The sequence below is a fragment of the Sphingobacterium sp. UBA5639 genome (assembly GCF_002421245.1).
Classification (GTDB): Bacteria; Bacteroidota; Bacteroidia; order Sphingobacteriales; family Sphingobacteriaceae; genus Sphingobacterium; species Sphingobacterium multivorum.
The window spans coordinates 423,116-442,947 of record NZ_DIJR01000005.1; the positions used below are offsets into that span (position 1 = coordinate 423,116).

A 19,832-nucleotide genomic window follows, 5' to 3' on the forward strand; every position below is an offset into this window, starting at 1 on the left:
ATGTTAGGAAAACTATTTATTATACTGCTTATACCAGTAACCATTTATGTTGTTTATTACCTGTTAAATCGTACGGCCAAAAACAGCAAAGCCATTAAACGTGTATTAAGCGACGAAGGAAAGGAAATTCTGGAAAAAGAAGTTGCCTATTACCGCAATCTGTCCGATGCGGATAAAATGGAATTTGAAACCCGCTGTTTAAAATTTTTGGATACGGTCAAAATTGAAGGTGTGGGCGTAGCGGTTGAGCTGAAAGATTATATGATGATTGCCGCCAGTGCAATTATCCCAATATTTGCCTTTAAGAAATGGACTTATCCCAATTTGACCAATATTATGGTTTATCCTTCCCAGTTCAATACAGCGTATGAATTTGAAGGCCATGCTGACCGAAATATAATGGGAATGGTAGGTGAGGGAGCCATGAACGGACAAATGATATTGTCCAAATCGGCATTGGAGTATGGTTTTAGGAACCCAAAAGATGGACAGAATACAGCGATACATGAATTTGTACACTTGATCGATAAAACCGATGGTACTGTGGATGGCATTCCAACACATCTGATGGATAAAGCTTCAGTCATTCCTTTTATGAATCTGATACGAGAAGAGATTGCCAAAATAAAGGCGAATAAATCTGATATTGATGTCTATGGCATGACCAATCCAGCCGAGTTTTTTGCAGTTGCTTCTGAATATTTCTTTGAGGATCCAGCGAAATTCAAGACCCATCATCCTGAACTGTATAAAGCACTTTCTGAAATTTTTGAACAAAGTTAGTTATAGATAAATAAAATTTTACTATTTTTAAGGCAAACAGAAGTTGTTTGCCTTTTTTCTGCGAGCACCCTGCTCCTGGGCTGGAAAGAAGATCATCGCTTCGCTAAAGTTTTGTTAATTATAACTGTTATGCCTAAAACTACAATTTATTCTTCTATTGCCCTGGCTTGTATGCTATTTTGCGGCAGTAATCCGGGATTTTCCCAGCAGCGTTTTGCTACAGGGACAACATTTACTGAAATGGCCGATACGACAAAGGATACATTATCCAACTGGTCGAATGTTAAAGCCGGCCTACATGCGTCGTTTGTATCGATAGACAAACGTTATCCCAAATCTGTCAATCCAAATCTGACAACACAACGTACGGCGACTGTAGATGCCTGGAAAGGTGAACAAGTATCGGCGCAAGTATTGTTATGGACCAGTGCTGCCACAGCGCATGTCGCTGTATCAGCAAGTGAATTAAAATCAACAACAGGCAAGGTGATTGGCAGCGATGCGGTACAAGCGCGTTTTGTTCGTTATGTCATGACTGATGAATTTGCAAGTGGCTGTGGCCATCGTAAGCCAGAAGATTTTAAAGCTTCTCTTTCGGCAGACATGTTGGATGATCTCAAAAGCTATGACCTTGAAGCGAAGAAAGTCCGTCCTGTATGGATTACCGTAAAGGTTCCCAAGGAAGCTGCAGCTGGACAATATAAAACGACAATTTCGGTTCAACAAAATGGCAAGGTGAAAGAGCAATTACAGCTTATCGTCAATGTTCAAAATCATGTGCTGCCGCCATCGTCGCAGTGGACTTATCATTTGGACCAATGGCAACATCCTTCTGCTGTAGCTCGGGTCAATAATGTGAAGATGTGGAGCGATGAACATTTTGAAGCGTTGAAGCCGACCATGAAACAGCTTGCAGCTGCTGGGCAAAAAGTGATTACTGCGACTTTAAATAAGGATGCGTGGAACGTACAGACCTATGATCCCTATGCGGATATGATCACCTGGAAGAAGGCAAAAGACGGTTCCTGGGCTTATGATTATACTGTTTTTGATCGATGGGTAAACTTTATGATGGATCTAGGGGTCAACAAACAGATCAATTGCTATTCGCTTTTACCATGGAACAACGAGGTACATTATTTCGATGAGAGCAAAAATGAACTGGTCAATGTGATTGCAAAACCCGGTACAGCAATATTTGAGGAGCTATGGACGCCTTTCTTAAAGGATTTTAGTAAGCACATTACCGCAAAGGGCTGGTTAAAGATTACCAATATTGCGATGGATGAAAGAGGCCGGGAAGAAATGGATCCAGCGATCGCCTTATTGGAAAAAGTAGCGCCCGAATTTGGTGTTGCATTTGCTGATAATCACAAAAGCTACCAACGCTATCATAAGAGTACAGATATCAGCGTCGCCGCTGGCGATCCTTTTGATCAGAACGATCTTATTGAGCGACGTAAAAAAGGATATATCACGACATTTTATGTGTGCTGTTCGGACGAATTTCCAAATCAATTTACGTTCTCGGATCCAGCAGAATCCACCTATATGGCTTGGTATGCGCTGGCGGCAGGTTTCGATGGGGCATTGCGTTGGGCATTCAACTCCTGGGTGAAGGATCCACTGCATGATTCAAGGTTCCGTACGTGGCCGGCAGGAGACACCTATATCGTTTATCCGCAAGGAAGAAGCTCTATCCGTTACGAGCGTATGTTGGAAGGTATTCAGGATTATACCAAAGTCGGCATTCTGAAAGCCAAGTTGGAGAAGTCAAAAGATCAAGCCAACCTAGCGAAGCTAAATGCAAAAATTGCAAAATTAAATACCGCTAAACGCTATGCGGACTGGAATAAAGATCTCAATGATGCAAAGCGTTTTGTCGATGAGTTGTCGCGACAAATCAACTAAGGATTTATCCAAGCTATCATTTTAAAAAAGCTGTTTCAATGAATTTGAAACAGCTTTTTTTGTTGAATACAATTTCTTTTTATTTCAAGTATAGCGAATTGTTGGCTTTAATTTGAGCTCAGTGTATACCTGCTCCCAATTGAGGCTGTTATTGCACATTCGACCAGATTATACGCTTGGGAAACGACAGACCTGTTCAGCTAATGTCCCAAACCATTATGCTACATTATTGTTGTTCTTAAATAGCGGCAATATAATTTGCACGATGCCGCTATCACAAAATCTTAAATTATAGTATAAGTATGAAAAATGTAGCACACCAGATTGTGGGTCTTTTAAAGGATGCGGGAATTCAGCGTATTTATGCCGTAACCGGCGATAGTTTAAATTTTTTCAACGAAGCTGTTCATGCAGATGGAACGATGCAATGGATACATGTCAGGCATGAGGAAGTGGGGGCGTTTGCTGCAACGGCAGAAGCTGATTTGCACGGGATCGCTTGTTGTGCGGGAAGCAGTGGGCCTGGGCATGTGCATCTGATCAATGGTGTTTATGAAGCACACAAGACTCGTGTACCCATGCTTGTGATCGCATCAACATGTGCTACCTACGAATTTGGAACCGATTATTTTCAAGAAACCAATCCAATCAAACTGTTTGATGATTGTTCTTGCTACAACCAAATGATCACTCGGCCGGAGCAGGTGCAACGTATGGTGCAAAATGCATTACAACAGGCTATCTCTAAACGGGATGTTGCAGTTATCGGCCTACCTGGTGACGTATCAGAAATGGAAGCGGTTCAAATGAATACTTCAACGAAGGTGTTTTTTACCGAGCCGCAAATTAGACCTTCAGAGATGGAAATTGGGCGATTAGCACAATATATCAATCAGGCAGAAAAGATAACCTTGTTCTGCGGTGTTGGCGCCAAGAAAGCACAGCAGCAAATTGTAGCGTTATCACAAAAGATCCATGCGCCAGTAGGTTATTCATTTAAAGCAAAGTTGGATATCCAACGCGACAATCCCAATGAAATCGGGATGACAGGACTTCTAGGAATGGCTTCGGCTTTTCAAAGTATGCATCATTCCGATCTTATTTTACTCTTAGGGACTGATTTTCCTTATAAGGATTTTATACCGACCAACAAAACTATTATCCAGATTGATATTGAAGGTGAAAAGCTAGGGCGCAGATCCATCGTAGACTATGGGCTTGTTGGCGATATTGAGCATACCTTAAAAGCGGTATTGCCCTTTGTAGAAGCGCGTTCGGATACGAAATTTCTGGAGAAGCAGCTTGCTTCTTATGAAAAGGTCAAGGAAGATCTCATGACGTATGTGGAGGATTCAGGCAGCGAATGCGCAATACAGCCAGAATTTGTCGCTCATACCATTGATCAGAAAGCCAATGATGATGCGATTTTCTTGCTTGATACCGGTATGTGCTGTGTTTGGGGAGCACGTTATATTAATCAGCGAAAGGATCGAATCATGCTGGGGTCTTTCAATCATGGGTCTATGGCTAATGCCATGCCAATGGCTATTGGAGCTGCATTGACACATCCTGAGCGCCAGGTTATTGCTTTTTGTGGCGATGGAGGCCTATCCATGTTGTTGGGGGATCTTGCAACAATAAAACAATATAACTTACCGATCAAAATCATCGTCTTCAACAATCGTGCACTTGGTATGGTTAAATTGGAAATGCAGGTATCAGGTCTTAAAGATCAGGAAACTAATATGGTCAATCCAGATTTTGCGATGATCGCCCAGGCGATGGGCATACGTGCATTTACGGTGACTCAACCCCAGGAGGTGGATGGTGTTATCCATGAGGCTTTTGGGATTGTCGATGAGCCTGTCCTAATTGATCTATATACCAATCCCAATGCATTGGCTATGCCACCCAAAATATCCTTCAGTCAAATGAAAGGGATGACAGAAAGTATGGCAAAATTAATGTTGTCGGGTAATTTCGAAGAGGTGTGGGATACCATTAAGTCGAACTATAAACATTTGAAATCGCTTTGATCCCTTGTGACGGCGAATTATTGAATATATTTAAAGCCCCTAGAAGCATAAAGCAGAGGGGCTTATTTTGTGTTAAAAGTGACTTGAATGTGTGGCGGTCAGACCATAAGATGCTGATCGGCGGATAGTCGAAATTTGAAGGAAAATGTTATCTCAACATTGACGTTGAACAAACCAAAGGCTTTTAAGTAACTCTTCTTTACAGCGTCTGAGTTTTTCAATTTTGGATTCGGAAGGAATCGTAACTTGCTCTTTAACAATAATAGCCAAGTCTGTTTCAATGGACAATTTTGTGAGTGATGTACATCCACTATCAAATTTCTTAAAGCTTACATCTTTCATACTAATATTGGTTAAGAATTCCTGAATTTTATAATGTACAATTTACTAATAAAAATTAGCTTTACAATAAGCCTACGATAATTTTATTGTTACTAAATTGTTTATTTTTAATAGCTTATATCGTGCTAAAATAGTAGACTGTTATCTAACTTATAAACAATATTCGCTTGCTTTTTGTTTTTTGAATTTGAAAATTTTAAATGGTAGTTATTTAAAACAAAAATTCTTTTGAATTGCTATCTATACGATCAAACAAAAAATAGACGATGAGAATAATCAATTTCGGATTTATAGCGTTGCTGTGTTGTGCTGGCTGCCATCAGGAACAAAAAAAACAAGTTACTTCAACGAAACGCAATGATACTGTTCAAACTACTCAACCATTGGATACCGCGGGGTTTCTTAGTGGAAAGAGTACATATCAGTACCTTAAAAATGGCGATACCATTTCACTGTCAATCACTGTTGATGGAGAAAAGGTACAGGGTGATCTTAGCTATGCCTGGAAGGAAAAAGATCGTAATAGCGGACATATTGATGGTGTATTGAAGGGGGACATTTTAACGGCCGATTATACTTTTTCTTCTGAGGGACAGGAATCGGTCCGCCAGGTGATATTTAAATTATCTAAAGCTCGTGCAATGGAAGGTTATGGTGCGATGGAGGAGAAAGCTGGAAAAATGTCTTTTGTTGATCCGAAGAAGATTGCATTTGATGAGAAATTCGCGTTAGAAAATGTAACGAAGGGCCAATGAGATCAGCTTGGGGGTAAAAATTAATAGGCCGATCAATAGCGCGGTGATGCTGCTTATCATCACTGCCGCTGCGGCGACATCTTTCATCTTTTTGATGTTTGGGTTATGTTCTGGACAGATAAAGTCAGCCATATTTTCCAATGCAGTATTTAACAACTCACAGACGAATACAAAACCAATGGCAAAGAGTACAGCAATCCATTCGTGGGTACTGATGTGAAGCACAACGGATAGCAGTATGGCCATAATGGCCGCTATACAATGCACCCTGAAATTATGTTCTTCCTGCCAGGCTGTTTTCAACCCACTGAAAGCATAGTGAAAACTCTTTAATCTGGCACGGAATGAAAAGTTGTTTTTGGCCATAGTTGTTATGCTATTTTCTGTAAAGATAGCGCTTTCTGCTTATCCAGGTATACTGGATTTTTTTATTGCATGTTGTCTATTATGTCCGCGAGTTTTGTTATGTATATTAGCCTTCACTAGGTAATTTATCGTGCGATCTGAACCCCCTTTTACTTTATCATATTTTTTTTGCAAATGCCTCCTAATTTTAATTAAATTGCTGTATGATCTATAATTTTGACAAAACGATTGTTCGTCGTGGTACCGAATCGGTCAAATGGAATCAACATGATTATGCCGATTTGATTCCACTCTGGGTTGCGGATATGGACTTTCCAGCAGCACAACCAGTCGTGGATGCACTTGCGCAACGGGTTCAACATGCGGTATATGGTTATGCTACGATTCCAGCTGCTTTTTACAGCGCAGTGATGAGCTGGTCCTCACGGCGACATAAATTTGTACTTCAACCGGAATGGATACTTCCAGTTATCGGTGTGGTACCGGCGCTTTCGGCTTTGGTTAGCGCATTGACATCACCCGGAGATAAGGTTTTGGTGCAAGAACCTGTATATCATTGTTTTTTTTCTTCCATAGAACGCAATCAAGCCCAGGTGGTTTCCAATGACCTGATTTATCGTAATGGCGAGTATACGATCGATTTTGAGGATTTTGAGCATAAAGCAAGTGATCCGAAAGTCAAGTTATTTATTTTATGTAGCCCACATAACCCGGCTGGGCGAGTTTGGACCCGAGCTGAGCTTGAACGTCTTGGTGAAATCTGTTTGCGACACCAAGTTTTAGTCATTTCGGATGAAATTCACTGCGATCTGGTATTTGAAGGCTATACACATATTCCTTTTGGAAGTATCAGTGCAGCCTTTTTGGCGAATTCGATTACCTGTGTAGCACCGAGTAAAACCTTTAATTTGGCGGGATTGCAGGTCGCTACAGTCCTCGTGGTCGATCCTGAACTCAAGAGGAAGGTGCAACAGGCTTTCTTAGCTAATGAGATCAGTAGCATTAGCCCCTTTGCCATTACGGGCTTGATCGCTGCGTATGAGTGGGGCGGGGAATGGTTGGATCAGGCTTTAAGCTACATCCATGCAAATTATCTGTATTTGAAAGGCTTTATGAACGAACATCTGCCTGCTTTGCATGTGCTTCCTTTGGAGGGTACTTATTTGGTATGGGTAGATTGCGCCGCTTTGGGGATTTCAAGTCGAAAATTGGGAAAGCTCTTATTGGATGAAGCGCATGTGCAGGTGAATGTAGGTGCGATGTACGGGAAGGGGAGTGATGACTTTATTCGCCTCAACATTGCTTGTTCGAGGGAGGTATTGACAACAGGCTTGTTGCGTTTGAAGACTGTTTTCTCTTCTTTGCTCCAAGGGGCAAAATAGTACGCGAAGCTATTCTGAGTTAGATGAATAGGTTCTGATTTACGGTGAATTCTTCGTTCGTAGTGGCACGCCGCCGGGCGAATCGGAAATAGCGTGGTGAACAAAAAAAAGCCGCTGCATCTCTCGATGCAGCGGCTTTCTTGCGCCTTGTTTTAGACCAGATTAGATACCCATTTCCTTTAGGATAAAATGCGCGTTGTCAATTTTATCGGCAACCCAGAGGACATAACGAATGTCGACTCCGATGGATCTGCTGTAACTCTCGTTCCAAGCGAAATCATTAATTGTTGCGTCGTAAGCACGGTCAAAATTTACACCGATTAATTCACCATTGGCATTCATTATTGGAGATCCTGAATTTCCACCTGTAGTATCCATATCATATAAGATATTAACCGGCACGGATCCCAGGTCTTTTTGAACATAGGGACCAAAATTTTTGTTGAGGTAAGCTGTTTTGATTTCTTGCGGATAGTCAAATTCTGCTAAACCAAGATTTCCTTTTTGAATAATCCCTTCGATTGTTGTAAACGGTTTCATATAGGTTGCGTCAGCAGGCGAGTAGCCTTTGATGTGCCCGTAAGTCAGACGTAAGGTTGAATTTGCATCAGGAATAAAGTTCTTGGCCTGAAAAATTTCCTTGACGGCGACATAATCGCCCATTAATTTGTTCAGTACCCCTTCACGTCTTTTTTGCTCTGCGGCGAAATGGACAATGTCATTGTTCAGCTTACTCTGGAAATCCAATAATTTGTCGTCAAATTTTTGCAGTGCATCGGCATTGGCCAAGACGGTATTTAGTATGTAATTTTGATCGCCAAGTTTACTGTTCTGAATAATCTCTGTTGCAAATTCTTGTGCAGTAGCCGTATTAAATTGCAATTTCTGAATGGAGGCCAATTGATTTTTACCTTGGAATGCAATGGCATCTTCCAACATTCGGGAGAAAATACGCTGATCAGCCTGTTTATTGTAGCTTTCGTAAGTTTCTTTAAGTGCTGTTTTTAACTTTTCAATATTTAAATCGAAAAGCTGTTTGGCCGCCTGGGATGATTTTTCCTTGGCTAAGTTGGTTTTCAGAACGTTTAGGTCGCGAGCTACTTTCAATAAGCTTGTGCTGTTGTAAATATTGTTGATCCAAAGTTCTTTCAGGGCATCTTGATCACTGAGCTGATAATAGGCATCAATATCAGCGAGTAGACTTCCATATTTGTTTTTCAATTCGGGTTTACTTAAGATAAACGCTGCCAGTGCTTCGTCTTCTTGTTTTTTTGTCGATAGCAAGTCGATTCCTCGTAAGCCCTTGAGTTTACCACGATAGTTTTTCAATACATTCGCATTACGTTTTATGCGTGTTGCCAAGGACAAGGCGATATCGGTATTGTCTTTTCCTGCTTCCTCCATCTGTTTATTTTGGAAATCATACAGGTTGGATACGTAAGGCAAAAGATATTCCTGTTGATATTGAATATATTGTGCTGGTCTGTGTCGGAATGTTTTTCCGGGATAACCAAGGATAAAGGTGAAATCATTTTCCCGTACACCATTTGGATTGACTTTAAGGTGTTTTTTGGGCTGGTAAGGAACGTTATCTTTAGAATAAGGTGCAGATTTTCCGTTTTTGCCGACATAAGCTCTCAGAAAAGAATAATCTCCCGTGTGGCGTGGCCATACCCAGTTATCGGTCTCTCCACCAAATTCTCCGATGTTTTGACGTGGAATATAAACTAAACGAACGTCTTCAATTGTTTTATAACGGAATAGGACATAACTTTTGCCGATAAACATTTCCGATACTTCAGCTTTAATCGTCGGATCTTCCTTTTCAGCTTGTTTAACCAGTTCTTGTTGTTTACGTTTGATCGTATTGATACGCTCCACTGGATCGCTGATGTTGGCGACAGCATTTAATATTTTAGCGGAAACATCCTCATAAGAATCGGTAATTCTTATTTTTAATCCTTTTGCCTCAATTTCCTGCTCTTGATTTTGTGCGACAAAACCGTTTTTTAGGTAATTGTTGATTGCTGTACTCGCAAGTTGAACGGCAGAAAAAGCACAATGATGATTGGTAATAATCAGACCACGGTTTGAGACAAACGATCCGGTACATCCACTGACTTGAACCAGGGCATCTACCAGTCCGACCTGACCAGGATTGTAGATGTCTCTCTCACTGATCTTTAATCCAGCTTTCTTCAATCCAGCTCTATTTAATTCGCTCAATGGAAACATTCCCTCATCAGGATTTGCCTTGCTATAAGGACTGTTTGCCATGGTTAAGAATAAAGCTAGTGCAATTGTCGTACGATTTATAAACTTCATAGGATTTTAACTATCAACTGTTGTAAATCTCCAAATTTAAGAAAAGCATTTCGATGAAATCGATTTTTTATGTGAACTAATGTAACAATAGTGGATATACAGGATCTTTTTGGCAAGGTATTTATTGTATAATAAGCAGGCCAAATACCCCTGTTGACTTTAATTGTAAAGGATTTGACATTGGTTTACGACAGGAATCGTAATTTTGTGCTTTAAAGATAGTAAGATGACCTTAATCCAATTGGAATATATTATAGCTGTTGATACCTACCGAAGTTTTGTTGCAGCTGCAGAAAAATGTTTTGTCACGCAACCTACGTTGAGCATGCAAATACAAAAACTTGAAGAGTCTTTAGGGGCAAAAATCTTTGACCGGAGCCGTCAGCCTGTTGTTCCTACAGAAATCGGCGAGAAAATTATTCTTCAAGCTCGAATGGTATTGACGGAAAGCCGAAAAATCAATGAGATTGTACAGGATAAAAAAGGGGAAATTGAGGGCACGCTAAGGGTCGGTGTTATCCCGACAATCGCACCATATTTACTTCCGAATGTGCTGACCACATTTATGGAAAAATATCCGAAGCTACAACTGCAGATATGGGAATACACGACAGAACGGATTGTGCATGAATTGAAGGTCGGACTTTTGGACTGTGGTGTGCTATCTACTCCTTTAAATGACCCTGGGATTTTGGAGTCGCCCTTATTTTACGAAAATTTTGTCGCCTATATATCCGTCAATAGCCCCCTGTTTCCGAAAAAAATACTGAGTGGCGATGATATTGCCGATGATAAACTTTGGTTGCTCAATGAGGGGCATTGTATGCGTGGGCAGGTACTTAATATTTGTCACCACAAACACAATCAAGATCTTACAGGAAGATTTGAATATAACACCGGTAGCGTAGAGACCTTAAAACGTATGGTCGATATCAACGACGGCATCACCATATTACCTGAATTGTCGATTTGGGATTATTCCGATGAGCAATTGGATCGGATCCGTTATTTCAAATCACCAGAACCGGTACGTGAGATATCATTGGTGACCACACAGAACTATGTGAAGAGACAGGCCATCCAGGCGCTGGAAAGAGAAATATTGGCCGTAGTACCCGATAAATTCAAAACAAAAAAGAAGAAGGAAGTGTTGAGCTTTCAATAGAACGATATGGGAAACCTCAAAAGACGTTTTTTTAAAAAAATAGACCAGATCAATCAATGGCGGATGAAGAAAGTTTCGAATCGGAACTTTATCATTATACTCGCATTTTTGGTTGGAATTGTCGGTGGTATTATGGCATCTGTACTGAAAAGATTAACCCATTTTATTGCAACGACTATACAAGATGATATCGACTGGAAAGTAAAATACTCAGTTTACTTAATTTTTCCATTGATCGGAATATTGCTCAGCGTGTTTTTTGTTCGCAAATTTCTGAAAGGGAAGAAGATGGAACATGGGATTACACCCATTATCTATGCCATCAGTCGGAAAGGCAGCCGATTGGATCCCAGTAATATTTATTCTCAGGTAGTGACCTCAGCTATAACCGTTGGCTTTGGCGGTTCCTGTGGTTTGGAAGCACCAGTTGCTTTGGGCGGATCTTCTATCGGTTCTAATATCGCCCGTTTTTTTGGACTGCAGTATAAGGAAGTTACCATGTTATTGGCTTGCGGTGCAGCAGCAGGAATTTCGGGTGCATTCAACAGCCCTTTGGCCGGAATGATCTTTGCCATCGAGATTTTGCTTCCAGAATTTTCAATTCCCGTGTTCATTCCTTTGCTGATCTCATCAGCATTAGCTTCTGTTGTCTCTCGTGTGCTTTATAATGAACCCTTATTCAGCACATTCAATTCCGACTGGCAGGTTTCGGCCTTAATATTTTACCTCTTGTTGGCCGTGTTGATTGGGCTTTATACGATTTACTTTGCACGTGTTTCCAGAAGTGTGGGTAAATGGTTTTCTAAGATTAAGAATCCCTATAATAAAGTCTGGGTCAGTGGAATTGCTTTAGGTCTGATGATTTTTGTATTCCCGGCACTGTATGGCGAGGGCTATATTACCATTCAGCAGATTCTGAATGGTCAGTTTAACTCGATTGTTAAGAACAGTTTGTTTTCAGACTATAAAGATATGGGATTAGTCGTCCTGGGTTATACGATATTGACTTTATTTGGAAAGTCCCTTGCCGCATTATTTACTTTAAATGGCGGTGGAAATGGTGGTGTATTTGGACCAAGTTTAGTCATGGGCGGATTATTAGGATTTGCATTTTCGTATGGTGTAAACTTAACCGGAATAGCCGAGTTAAATGTGCCAAATTTTGTGGTAGCGGGGATGGCCGGTGCGTTGAGCGGCATTATGCATGCGCCGTTGACGGGCATATTTTTGATTGCTGAAGTGACCGGAGGTTATACGTTAATGGTTCCATTGATGTTGGTTTGTTCCATTTCTTATTTGATTAATCGAGCCGTGCTAAAGCATTCCATTTACACCAAGGTATTGGCCGAGTCTGGCGATCTGATTTCTTATGAAGATAAGGATCGATCCGTGTTAAGTATGATGCGGATTAAATATGTATTGGAAACTAATTTTGTGATCTTACGCCCTGACGAAACACCAAAAGGTCGACAAACAGACATCATCCATAGTAAACGCAATATCTTTCCCGTGGTTGATTATGAGGGCAAATTTATGGGACTTCTTTATAGTGAGTTTCTATTTTCAGTCTTATTGGGCGAAGTGGATGGGGGAGATACCACCTTTGAGAAATTAGCGCAGAAGCCAAATGATACCGTTGGGATCAACGAAAACATGGAAATCGTGATGGCTAAAATGAATAAGGACGATACGTGGATACTTCCGGTTTTAGGGGACGAAAATAAATATATGGGCTTTGTTTCCAAATCGAGTGTATTCAATAAATATCGCGCATTACTGATCCGTCAGGGGCACTATTTGGAATAAATCAATTAGACAGTTAGGACCCGAATAAAGCGTGTAAGGATGAACTTCCTTGGATTACCTTTAAACCCAAGGAAGAACAGTGAATTTTTTAAGCGCGCAAAGCCATTATCTTCGTGACATATTTCCCGATGATATCAAACTCCAAGTTGACTGTGCTCCCCACTTCAACCTGCTGCAAGTTGGTATGCTCTAACGTATATGGAATGATGGCAACGGAGAACTGATCGTCTTTAGAATCGACTACTGTCAAGCTGATACCATTTACGGTAATGGATCCTTTTTCTACGGTGATATTTTGTTTGAAAACATCATATTGAAAGGTGAAAATAAAACTACCATTTTCATCTTTCTTTTGGATACAACGCGCAGTCTGATCTACATGTCCCTGAACGATATGTCCATCAAATCTTCCGCCTGCCAAAGTACAGCGTTCCAGATTGATCAGATCGCCCACCTTTAACTGAGCCAGATTTGTCTTCTGTAGGGTTTCGTCAATTGCTGTCACTTTATGGAGATCATTGTTTAATCCTACTACAGTAAGACAAACGCCATTATGACTAACGCTTTGGTCTATTTTAAGTTCATTGGAAATAGCAGAACTGACGTAAAAATGGATATTACTTTTCTCCTGTTCGATATTTTCTATTTTTCCTAAGGTTTCTATGATTCCAGTAAACATGTTATTTTATTTTTGATTGTTTCCAAAGTTACTAAATAAAAAAATGAAATATGATTGTTAAGGTCGCACAAATACTGTCGCGATAAGTCAGGCGTATGCTAGTTGAAACTGGACTTGATGTTCAAACTAGCAGGATCGTTATAGCGATTGTTAAAAGGATCTTTAAAAAGGGCAATCCATCATTTCGGACCCTGTTTATGCATCCAATTGAACCTGTAAAGAATAAGAGTGCTTGATAAAACGAAGCAAAGGAGTGCTCCCTTATTACATAGTAAATTTAAATAATGCACGAGTTAAATACTGTGGTTGGGAGGCGCTGAGCGAAGCTACCAAAAAAAAAGCTTGTTGAAAAATGCAAAAAGATTGTAGTGTACATTGTACACTTACTATTCCTTTTGTGATTGCTATGCTAAAACAAATTTATGGGAGTTGAAAAAAAATATAACAAAATTTTTGTTTATATCATTTGAAGCACTATCTTTGTCCTAGGTTTAGGTTGATTGCCTCTTACAAAGAGGTATTTATAAAAGCTTAGCAGGTCGCCCGACCGAATGCTAAGCTTTTTTTTGTTTCTAGTTTTTTAAAATTATTGCTTTCTTAGTTTACTGATAAACAGTTGTTTGTATTTTTTAAACCGTTCCAACGTTGGACGGGAAGTATTGCCTGAAGGTGGTTAACCTTAGGGGGGATGCTGTGTGAATAGCCTATTGGTCTATCTAGGGGTCGGATGCGGGAAATTGAAGGGAGTTAATTATCCTTTGAAGGCATACCATACAGATAGCATAAGAACACTGAGGTATTCAAATTTTTTAGATTTGAACCTTTCTTTTAATGCGTATAATGCCTTAGACCTTGCATAATAGACGGTCGATGCGGTTGTGTTTAATGTTTCACAAATTTCTTCGGTATTCAAGCCGTCCAAAAAGCTGAGCTTGAAGATCTGAGCCTGCTGTCTGGGGAGCAAATTTATTTCAGCAAGCAGCAATTCGGTGAGTTCTGTCCGGAATATTTTCTTGAGTACATCGTCTTCCGGAACCGACATATGCTGAAGAATATCGAGCTCCTCTTTCCGTATTTTGAATTGCGTCGTTCTTTGCATATCGATACAGGCATTTTTAGTAGCGATAAAAAGAAAGGCTTTCAGGCTTTCATAATTCTCTACCTTTTGTCGATTATTCCATAACTTAACAAAAACATCGGAGACAATTTCTTCGGCGTCGGTTTTGTTGCGGAGGTAGGAAAAGGCAAAATAGCGTAACGAATGACCAAAATGATCCATAAAAAAGCATAAAGCCATTTCATCACCTTCTTTTAGTGTATTGATGTATGATTCTATTTGCCGCATACTTGGTTATTGATCCTTTTACGTTGGACTTGGGAATATGTTGTACTCCTCTATGGTCGATACGTCATTCAATAGGTACATTCACATTAGACTCCAGCTGTGGATTGCTGTGCTAAATTACATAAAAAACTTGGGTTGTCATGATTCAATCCGGACAACCCAAGTTTTTTAAGATAAAAAAATGAAGAAAGAAATCGATTTATTTTTTAATCATCTTATTCGCTACAATTTCCCATTCCTGAATATGGGCAGGTCGGTGTTCATGCTGAACAATTTCATCAAAATGTCGCAGCATTTGTGGGTATTGTGCAGCTAAATCATTTTCTTCCCAAGGGTCTGTCGTTAAATCAAACAATTGCCATTTTGCTTTGGGGTTTTTCTTCAGATCGAGTTTGACGGCCTTCCAACGTCCTTCGCGTATGGCGAGCTGGCCGCCCTTTTCTGGATATTCGAAATAGAGGTATTGATGTTTCTGTTGATTCTTCTGACCCAGCCAGGTTGGAAGGAGGGAGAGCCCATTGCTGTGTCCGGGGCTTTGTTGAACCAGCTGTGCGAAGGTTGCCATGAGGTCATATTGGGCCGAGATAAGGTCCGTTTCAGCATTGGCTTTGATATGGTTTGGCCACCTGACAATTAACGGAACTTTGATACCACCTTCAAAAACATCCATTTTTAATCCCCTAAGCGAATCGACACTGCGGAAAAAGCGATAATCTATGCCCCCATTAAAACCAGTTCCGTTGTCACTGGAAAACAGAATAATGGTATTGTCATCTATTCCCAATGATTTGATATGTTTCATAATCGTACCGACTTGGTCATCCAGATAGGTGATCATACCCGCATAGGTCGCTCTTGGATAGGGGGTAGCGGTATAGCCGTCCTGTCCGTAATACGGTTTGTCCTGGAAGAGGTCCTTATATTTATCCACATATTCCTGGGGAACTTGTAGTGATAAGTGCGGCAAAGTATAAGGAAGGTATAAGAAAAAAGGTTTACTTCGGTTTTTGTCGATAAAAGCCAGCGCTTTCGCTGTCATTAGTTCAGGTGCATATTCCTTACCGTCAAACTGCTTGAAGTCCTCTGCCGTGGCCTTACTGGAATCTAAAGGAGTATGTACAAATTTTTCCTTGTTTTGAAGGGGATATTTTGTTTCATTTTCCCAAAGATGAGTTGGGTAGTAATTGTGGGCCTGTTTTTGGTCCAGGTAGCCAAAAAAATAATCAAATCCCTGTTTGTTGGGGCTTCCGGTGGAATTATTCATCCCAAGTCCCCACTTTCCAATGGCTGCGGTCTGATAGCCGGCTTTTTTAAATAGGTGAGCCATGGTATACGTTCCTTCAGGAAGTGGCATCTGGCCAGCTTCGAGACTATCTGCAAAACCGCCCAATTCATAATTTCCGCGAATATAGGATTGGCCACCATGCTTGCCCGTCAATAACATGCAGCGGGCGGGGGCACAGACAGGCGTACTTGTATAGTGGTTTATAAAACGTAGACCTTCACGTGCCAGCTGTTGGATATGGGGTGTTTTGATCAATCGCTGTCCATAGGGCTCCGTTTCGGCATAACCTAAATCGTCCGCATAAAAAAATATAATATTGGGCAATTTTTGTTGCTTTTTCTTTTGTTGTGCAAAAAGAGTCCCCCATCCGAGGAGGATGAGGGCGAGTCCAGCTTTTATTTTCATTTTTTACGTTCTCCTTCCAATAACTGCTTGAGTTCAGCGACCTTTTCTGGATATTTTGAAGCCACATTATTCTTTTCGCCGATATCATTTTTGAGATCGTATAACTGATCTTCCGGAAGACTTCCTGTTTCAGTATCAGTTAGTTTCATGTAGGGGGCACCTTTGCTGGGTGCAATATATTTCCATTCGTCCTTTACGATAGCCAGTGTCTGCGCATGCTGTACCATACTGCTACGTCCCTTATTATCTTGACCGGTTAAGGTTTTCAAGAGTGGGGCGCTGTCTTTTGCTTCATCTGCTTTTAGTGGAACATCCAATAATTGGGCACTTGTTGCCAACAGATCTATTTGGCTGATCAAAGCATTGGAAACTTTTCCCTGTGCAACACCTTTGCCGCTCACGATAAAGGGCACGCGCGTTCCGCCTTCGAAGATGCTATATTTGCCACCGCGTAGTGGGCCTGCGGGTAGATGGCCATTTTGTTGGGCCACAGCTCCATCCATATAGCCGTCGTCGAGAACGGGCCCGTTGTCGCTACTGAAAATTATAATCGCGTTTTTGTCAAGTCCCAAGAGCTGCAACTGCTGTTGAATTTGTCCGACGGTCCAATCCAATTGCAGAATAGCATCGCCGCGGTAGCCGAGTTTGCTTTTCCCTTTAAATTGTGTTGCGGGCATACGTGGGACATGTGGTTCTGTCAAGCAGAAATAGAGAAAGAACGGTTTGTTTTGATGTTGGGAAATAAAGTCCTGGGCTTTGTGGAGAAATGTTGTGGAAACTTCTTCATCCACCCACCTGGCACGTGTTCCGCCGCTCATGTAGCCGATTCTTCCGATACCGTTGACGATAGTCTGATTGTGGCCCTGACCCGGTGAAGAATGCATTTTGAGCAGTTCGGGGTGTTCTTTGCCCGTAGGGTCGTTCCCAATTTTCTTTTCATAGTCCACCAGAATTGGATCATTGGCTTCAGCAGCCACAACTTGATCATTTTCAAGAAACACTATTGGGACGCGATCTGCTGTTGCAGGAAAAATGAATGAATAGTCAAAGCCTACATCATTAGGCCCGGGTTTAATGGGGGCATTCCAGTCTTTTTGGACCTAATTTCCGAGTCCCATATGCCATTTTCCAACAATGGCAGTAGCATAGCCGGCATGTTTAAATACCTTGGGTAATGTAATTTTATCCGTAGGAACGATTAGTTTGGCATCGCCGGGCAGAATGCCTGTCCCTTCCTGGCGCCATGGATACGTCCCGGTCATCAATGCAAAACGGGAAGGGGTGCAAGTTGCCGATGTACTATGTGCATTGGTAAATCGGACGCCGTTCCGGGCGAGCTTATCCAGGTTGGGTGTCTCGATTTGTTTGGCACCATAGCTACTTAAATCACCGAAACCAAGATCATCCGCATAAATATAGATGACATTCGGTTTACTTGCCTTTTGGGCAAAACTAACGGTGGGTAGCGTAACAAAAAGGCTCGCGGAGAGTAATAACGCTAGAGATAGTGGCTTCTTCATATACGTTGAATTTTGTTTAAAGGGTATCGTTTGACAATTGACGATACCCAAGGTACTATTTTAAATTTGGATTGATATTAATTTCATTCTGTGGAATTGGCCAATGTTCATCTTGGCCAGCTCGGAAGGCCTTACTGGTTACGTACCATCGGCTATAAGGATCTTTGTTTCCACCTGCTTTTATGCGGAGATTTTTCGCACCTGGGAATGATGCCCCATAGAAATCGCCCTTTAGTACATCTTTTGCGATACCCCAACGTAATAAATCCCAATAACGGAGTCCTTCCAGTGCAAGTTCGACACGTCTTTCGTTACGTAAGGTCGAACGCAACGCGGTACTGCTTTGGACGTTAATGGCTGGCATATTAACGCTGCTTCTTTTTCTGACAGCGTTGATGGTTTTGTCCAATAGCTCACTTGTGATGGGATCGCCATTTTCGAGTTTGGCTTCAAGGTAACTCAGGAGGACTTCGGCGTAGCGTATAATAGGAACATCGGCTCCAGAGTTTTGTAAGTTTCCACTAAAGCCTTCGTCGTTGAACTTGCGCAATCCGTAGCCCGTGCGTGTTGCCTGTTTTGTTGTTGTCAATTGATCGATAGACAATGTGGAATCTGGATGTGAGGTGTATTTTAAATTTTTAAAGCGGTCTCCATTTGTTATCACCGTGAAGGCTAAACGCGGATCCCGGTTTTTGCTGATGTCTTGCGCATTATATCGCGCATCATCGTACGAAAATGCCGTTCCATCGGTGAAACCATAGCTTTCTACAAGGCTACCAAGCGGGCAATGGAGATGCCAACCCCCGGCGACTGCGGGAAAATTGTGTTGGAACATACCGTTTCCAGCGAGATCAACAAGATACTGCGTGGCAAAAATAATCTCTTTGCTCGTTTCGTTGGTTCCATTAAATAAGCCTGAATAGTTGGGATCAATGCTATTTTCATTGGCATTGATGATCTGCTCATAACTTTTGATAGCATCGGCGTAAGATTTTTCGGCCAGTTGGATGCGTCCCAGGAAAGCGAGGGCTGCCTGTTTGCTTGCACGGCCCCGTTCTGCGGTCGTCAATTTGCCGTAGCTCGGTAGGTCGTTTGCCGCTTCCTGTAATTCACGTTCAACAAAAGTAACCAATTCCTGTTTTTTTGCTTTGGATACCTGATTCGCCTCATTGGGTGTTAAGGTTTTGGTCACCAAGGGAGCGTCACCCCAATACTGGGATAGGTAGAAATATTGGCAAGCACGAATAAACCGCGCTTCTGCCTTGAAACGAGCGAGTAGTTCAGCTGAAATAGGGGCCTTATCAATATTTTCAAGAAAAAAATTAGCACGGGCAATTCTTTTGTAGGAAAGTGTCCAGTAATTTCCAAGAACACTATTATTGTTCGTTAGTGTACCATCGGATAGTTTATTGAAAACCGAATTATCACCACGTCTATCGTAGGCATTATCCGAAGCAAACTCCAGGTAAAGCAGGCCATTATAGGACCACCAATCTGTAGGGCTGAATTCGGCGAGGGAGTTCATTTGGATTTCACCTTTATATAGACCGGTCAAGGCCAATTTTGCATTGGTTTCATTTGTCCAAAAGGTTTCGTTGGCAAATTTATCCAATGGATTGGTTTCCAGTTGCTTTTTGCAACTGATGCTCAGGCTTGATGCAAAAAGAATGCATAAGGCCAATTTTATAGGTTTGTATGTAATGTGTATCATGGTGTTTTATCGATCG

Annotated in this window: 16 protein-coding genes; 7 read left to right on the forward strand and 9 right to left on the reverse strand. The window is 41.3% G+C overall.

Going from position 1 to position 19,832, the window contains the following annotated elements; translation table 11 throughout:
• From B4Z90_RS05605 to B4Z90_RS05615, 3 genes are all read left to right on the forward strand, one after another.
• On the forward strand, positions 1-783 hold the full coding sequence (locus B4Z90_RS05605) for a zinc-dependent peptidase (RefSeq protein WP_070569750.1): 783 nt from the start codon (positions 1-3) through the stop codon (positions 781-783).
• A 129-nt stretch (positions 784-912) separates the two neighbouring features.
• Positions 913-2,694 carry a DUF4091 domain-containing protein gene (locus tag B4Z90_RS05610; protein WP_201303507.1) on the forward strand — a complete coding sequence of 594 codons (1,782 nt, stop codon included), beginning with the start codon at positions 913-915 and terminating at the stop codon, positions 2,692-2,694.
• A 302-nt stretch (positions 2,695-2,996) separates the two neighbouring features.
• Complete coding sequence (locus B4Z90_RS05615; RefSeq protein WP_070569752.1) at positions 2,997-4,730, forward strand: thiamine pyrophosphate-dependent enzyme; 1,734 nt, start codon at positions 2,997-2,999, stop codon at positions 4,728-4,730.
• A 153-nt stretch (positions 4,731-4,883) separates the two neighbouring features.
• Here B4Z90_RS05615 and B4Z90_RS05620 read toward each other — a convergent pair whose 3' ends face one another.
• A complete protein-coding gene (locus B4Z90_RS05620; RefSeq protein ID WP_112374468.1) occupies positions 4,884-5,072 on the reverse strand; it encodes a hypothetical protein in 189 nt (62 codons plus the stop codon).
• A 266-nt stretch (positions 5,073-5,338) separates the two neighbouring features.
• Between B4Z90_RS05620 and B4Z90_RS05625 the strand changes: the two genes are divergently transcribed.
• Positions 5,339-5,827, forward strand: coding sequence for a hypothetical protein (locus B4Z90_RS05625; RefSeq protein WP_070569756.1), 489 nt, complete (start codon positions 5,339-5,341; stop codon positions 5,825-5,827).
• Here B4Z90_RS05625 and B4Z90_RS05630 read toward each other — a convergent pair.
• Positions 5,801-6,193: a diacylglycerol kinase family protein gene (locus tag B4Z90_RS05630; RefSeq protein WP_070569758.1), complete on the reverse strand. Its 393-nt coding sequence runs from the start codon at positions 6,191-6,193 to the stop codon at positions 5,801-5,803. The two genes, B4Z90_RS05625 and B4Z90_RS05630, sit on opposite strands and share 27 nt — an antisense overlap.
• A gap of 203 nt (positions 6,194-6,396) precedes the next feature.
• Between B4Z90_RS05630 and B4Z90_RS05635 the strand changes: the two genes are divergently transcribed.
• Positions 6,397-7,575 carry a MalY/PatB family protein gene (locus B4Z90_RS05635; RefSeq protein ID WP_070569761.1) on the forward strand — a complete coding sequence of 393 codons (1,179 nt, stop codon included), beginning with the start codon at positions 6,397-6,399 and terminating at the stop codon, positions 7,573-7,575.
• A 162-nt stretch (positions 7,576-7,737) separates the two neighbouring features.
• On the opposite strand, the gene B4Z90_RS05640 is transcribed toward B4Z90_RS05635, so the two are convergent.
• The gene (locus tag B4Z90_RS05640) at positions 7,738-9,900 is read right to left on the reverse strand and encodes a S46 family peptidase (RefSeq protein ID WP_070569763.1); all 2,163 of its coding nucleotides are present in this window, start codon (positions 9,898-9,900) and stop codon (positions 7,738-7,740) included.
• 226 nt (positions 9,901-10,126) lie between these two features.
• On the opposite strand from B4Z90_RS05640, the gene B4Z90_RS05645 reads away from it, so the two are divergent.
• Complete coding sequence (locus tag B4Z90_RS05645) at positions 10,127-11,065, forward strand: hydrogen peroxide-inducible genes activator (RefSeq protein WP_046675858.1); 939 nt, start codon at positions 10,127-10,129, stop codon at positions 11,063-11,065.
• A 6-nt stretch (positions 11,066-11,071) separates the two neighbouring features.
• Positions 11,072-12,871 (forward strand): chloride channel protein, encoded by a 1,800-nt coding sequence (locus B4Z90_RS05650; protein ID WP_070569765.1) that lies wholly within the window; start codon positions 11,072-11,074, stop codon positions 12,869-12,871.
• Positions 12,872-12,959: 88 nt separating this feature from the next.
• On the opposite strand, the gene B4Z90_RS05655 is transcribed toward B4Z90_RS05650, so the two are convergent.
• From B4Z90_RS05655 to B4Z90_RS05675, 6 genes are all read right to left on the reverse strand, one after another.
• On the reverse strand, positions 12,960-13,550 hold the full coding sequence (locus B4Z90_RS05655; RefSeq protein ID WP_070569767.1) for a riboflavin synthase: 591 nt from the start codon (positions 13,548-13,550) through the stop codon (positions 12,960-12,962).
• A 751-nt stretch (positions 13,551-14,301) separates the two neighbouring features.
• Positions 14,302-14,895, reverse strand: coding sequence for an RNA polymerase sigma factor (locus B4Z90_RS05660; protein ID WP_070569769.1), 594 nt, complete (start codon positions 14,893-14,895; stop codon positions 14,302-14,304).
• Between the two features lie 199 nt (positions 14,896-15,094).
• Positions 15,095-16,585 carry an arylsulfatase gene (locus B4Z90_RS05665; RefSeq protein WP_112374472.1) on the reverse strand — a complete coding sequence of 497 codons (1,491 nt, stop codon included), beginning with the start codon at positions 16,583-16,585 and terminating at the stop codon, positions 15,095-15,097.
• Positions 16,582-17,586, reverse strand: coding sequence for a sulfatase-like hydrolase/transferase (locus B4Z90_RS05670; protein WP_312194629.1), 1,005 nt, complete (start codon positions 17,584-17,586; stop codon positions 16,582-16,584). Before B4Z90_RS05670 ends, B4Z90_RS05665 begins: the two co-directional genes overlap by 4 nt.
• Positions 17,587-17,685: 99 nt before the next feature.
• Positions 17,686-18,105 (reverse strand): sulfatase-like hydrolase/transferase, encoded by a 420-nt coding sequence (locus B4Z90_RS25035; protein ID WP_312194627.1) that lies wholly within the window; start codon positions 18,103-18,105, stop codon positions 17,686-17,688.
• A gap of 55 nt (positions 18,106-18,160) precedes the next feature.
• Positions 18,161-19,816: a RagB/SusD family nutrient uptake outer membrane protein gene (locus B4Z90_RS05675; RefSeq protein WP_115048072.1), complete on the reverse strand. Its 1,656-nt coding sequence runs from the start codon at positions 19,814-19,816 to the stop codon at positions 18,161-18,163.
• Positions 19,817-19,832: the final 16 nt, after the last annotated feature.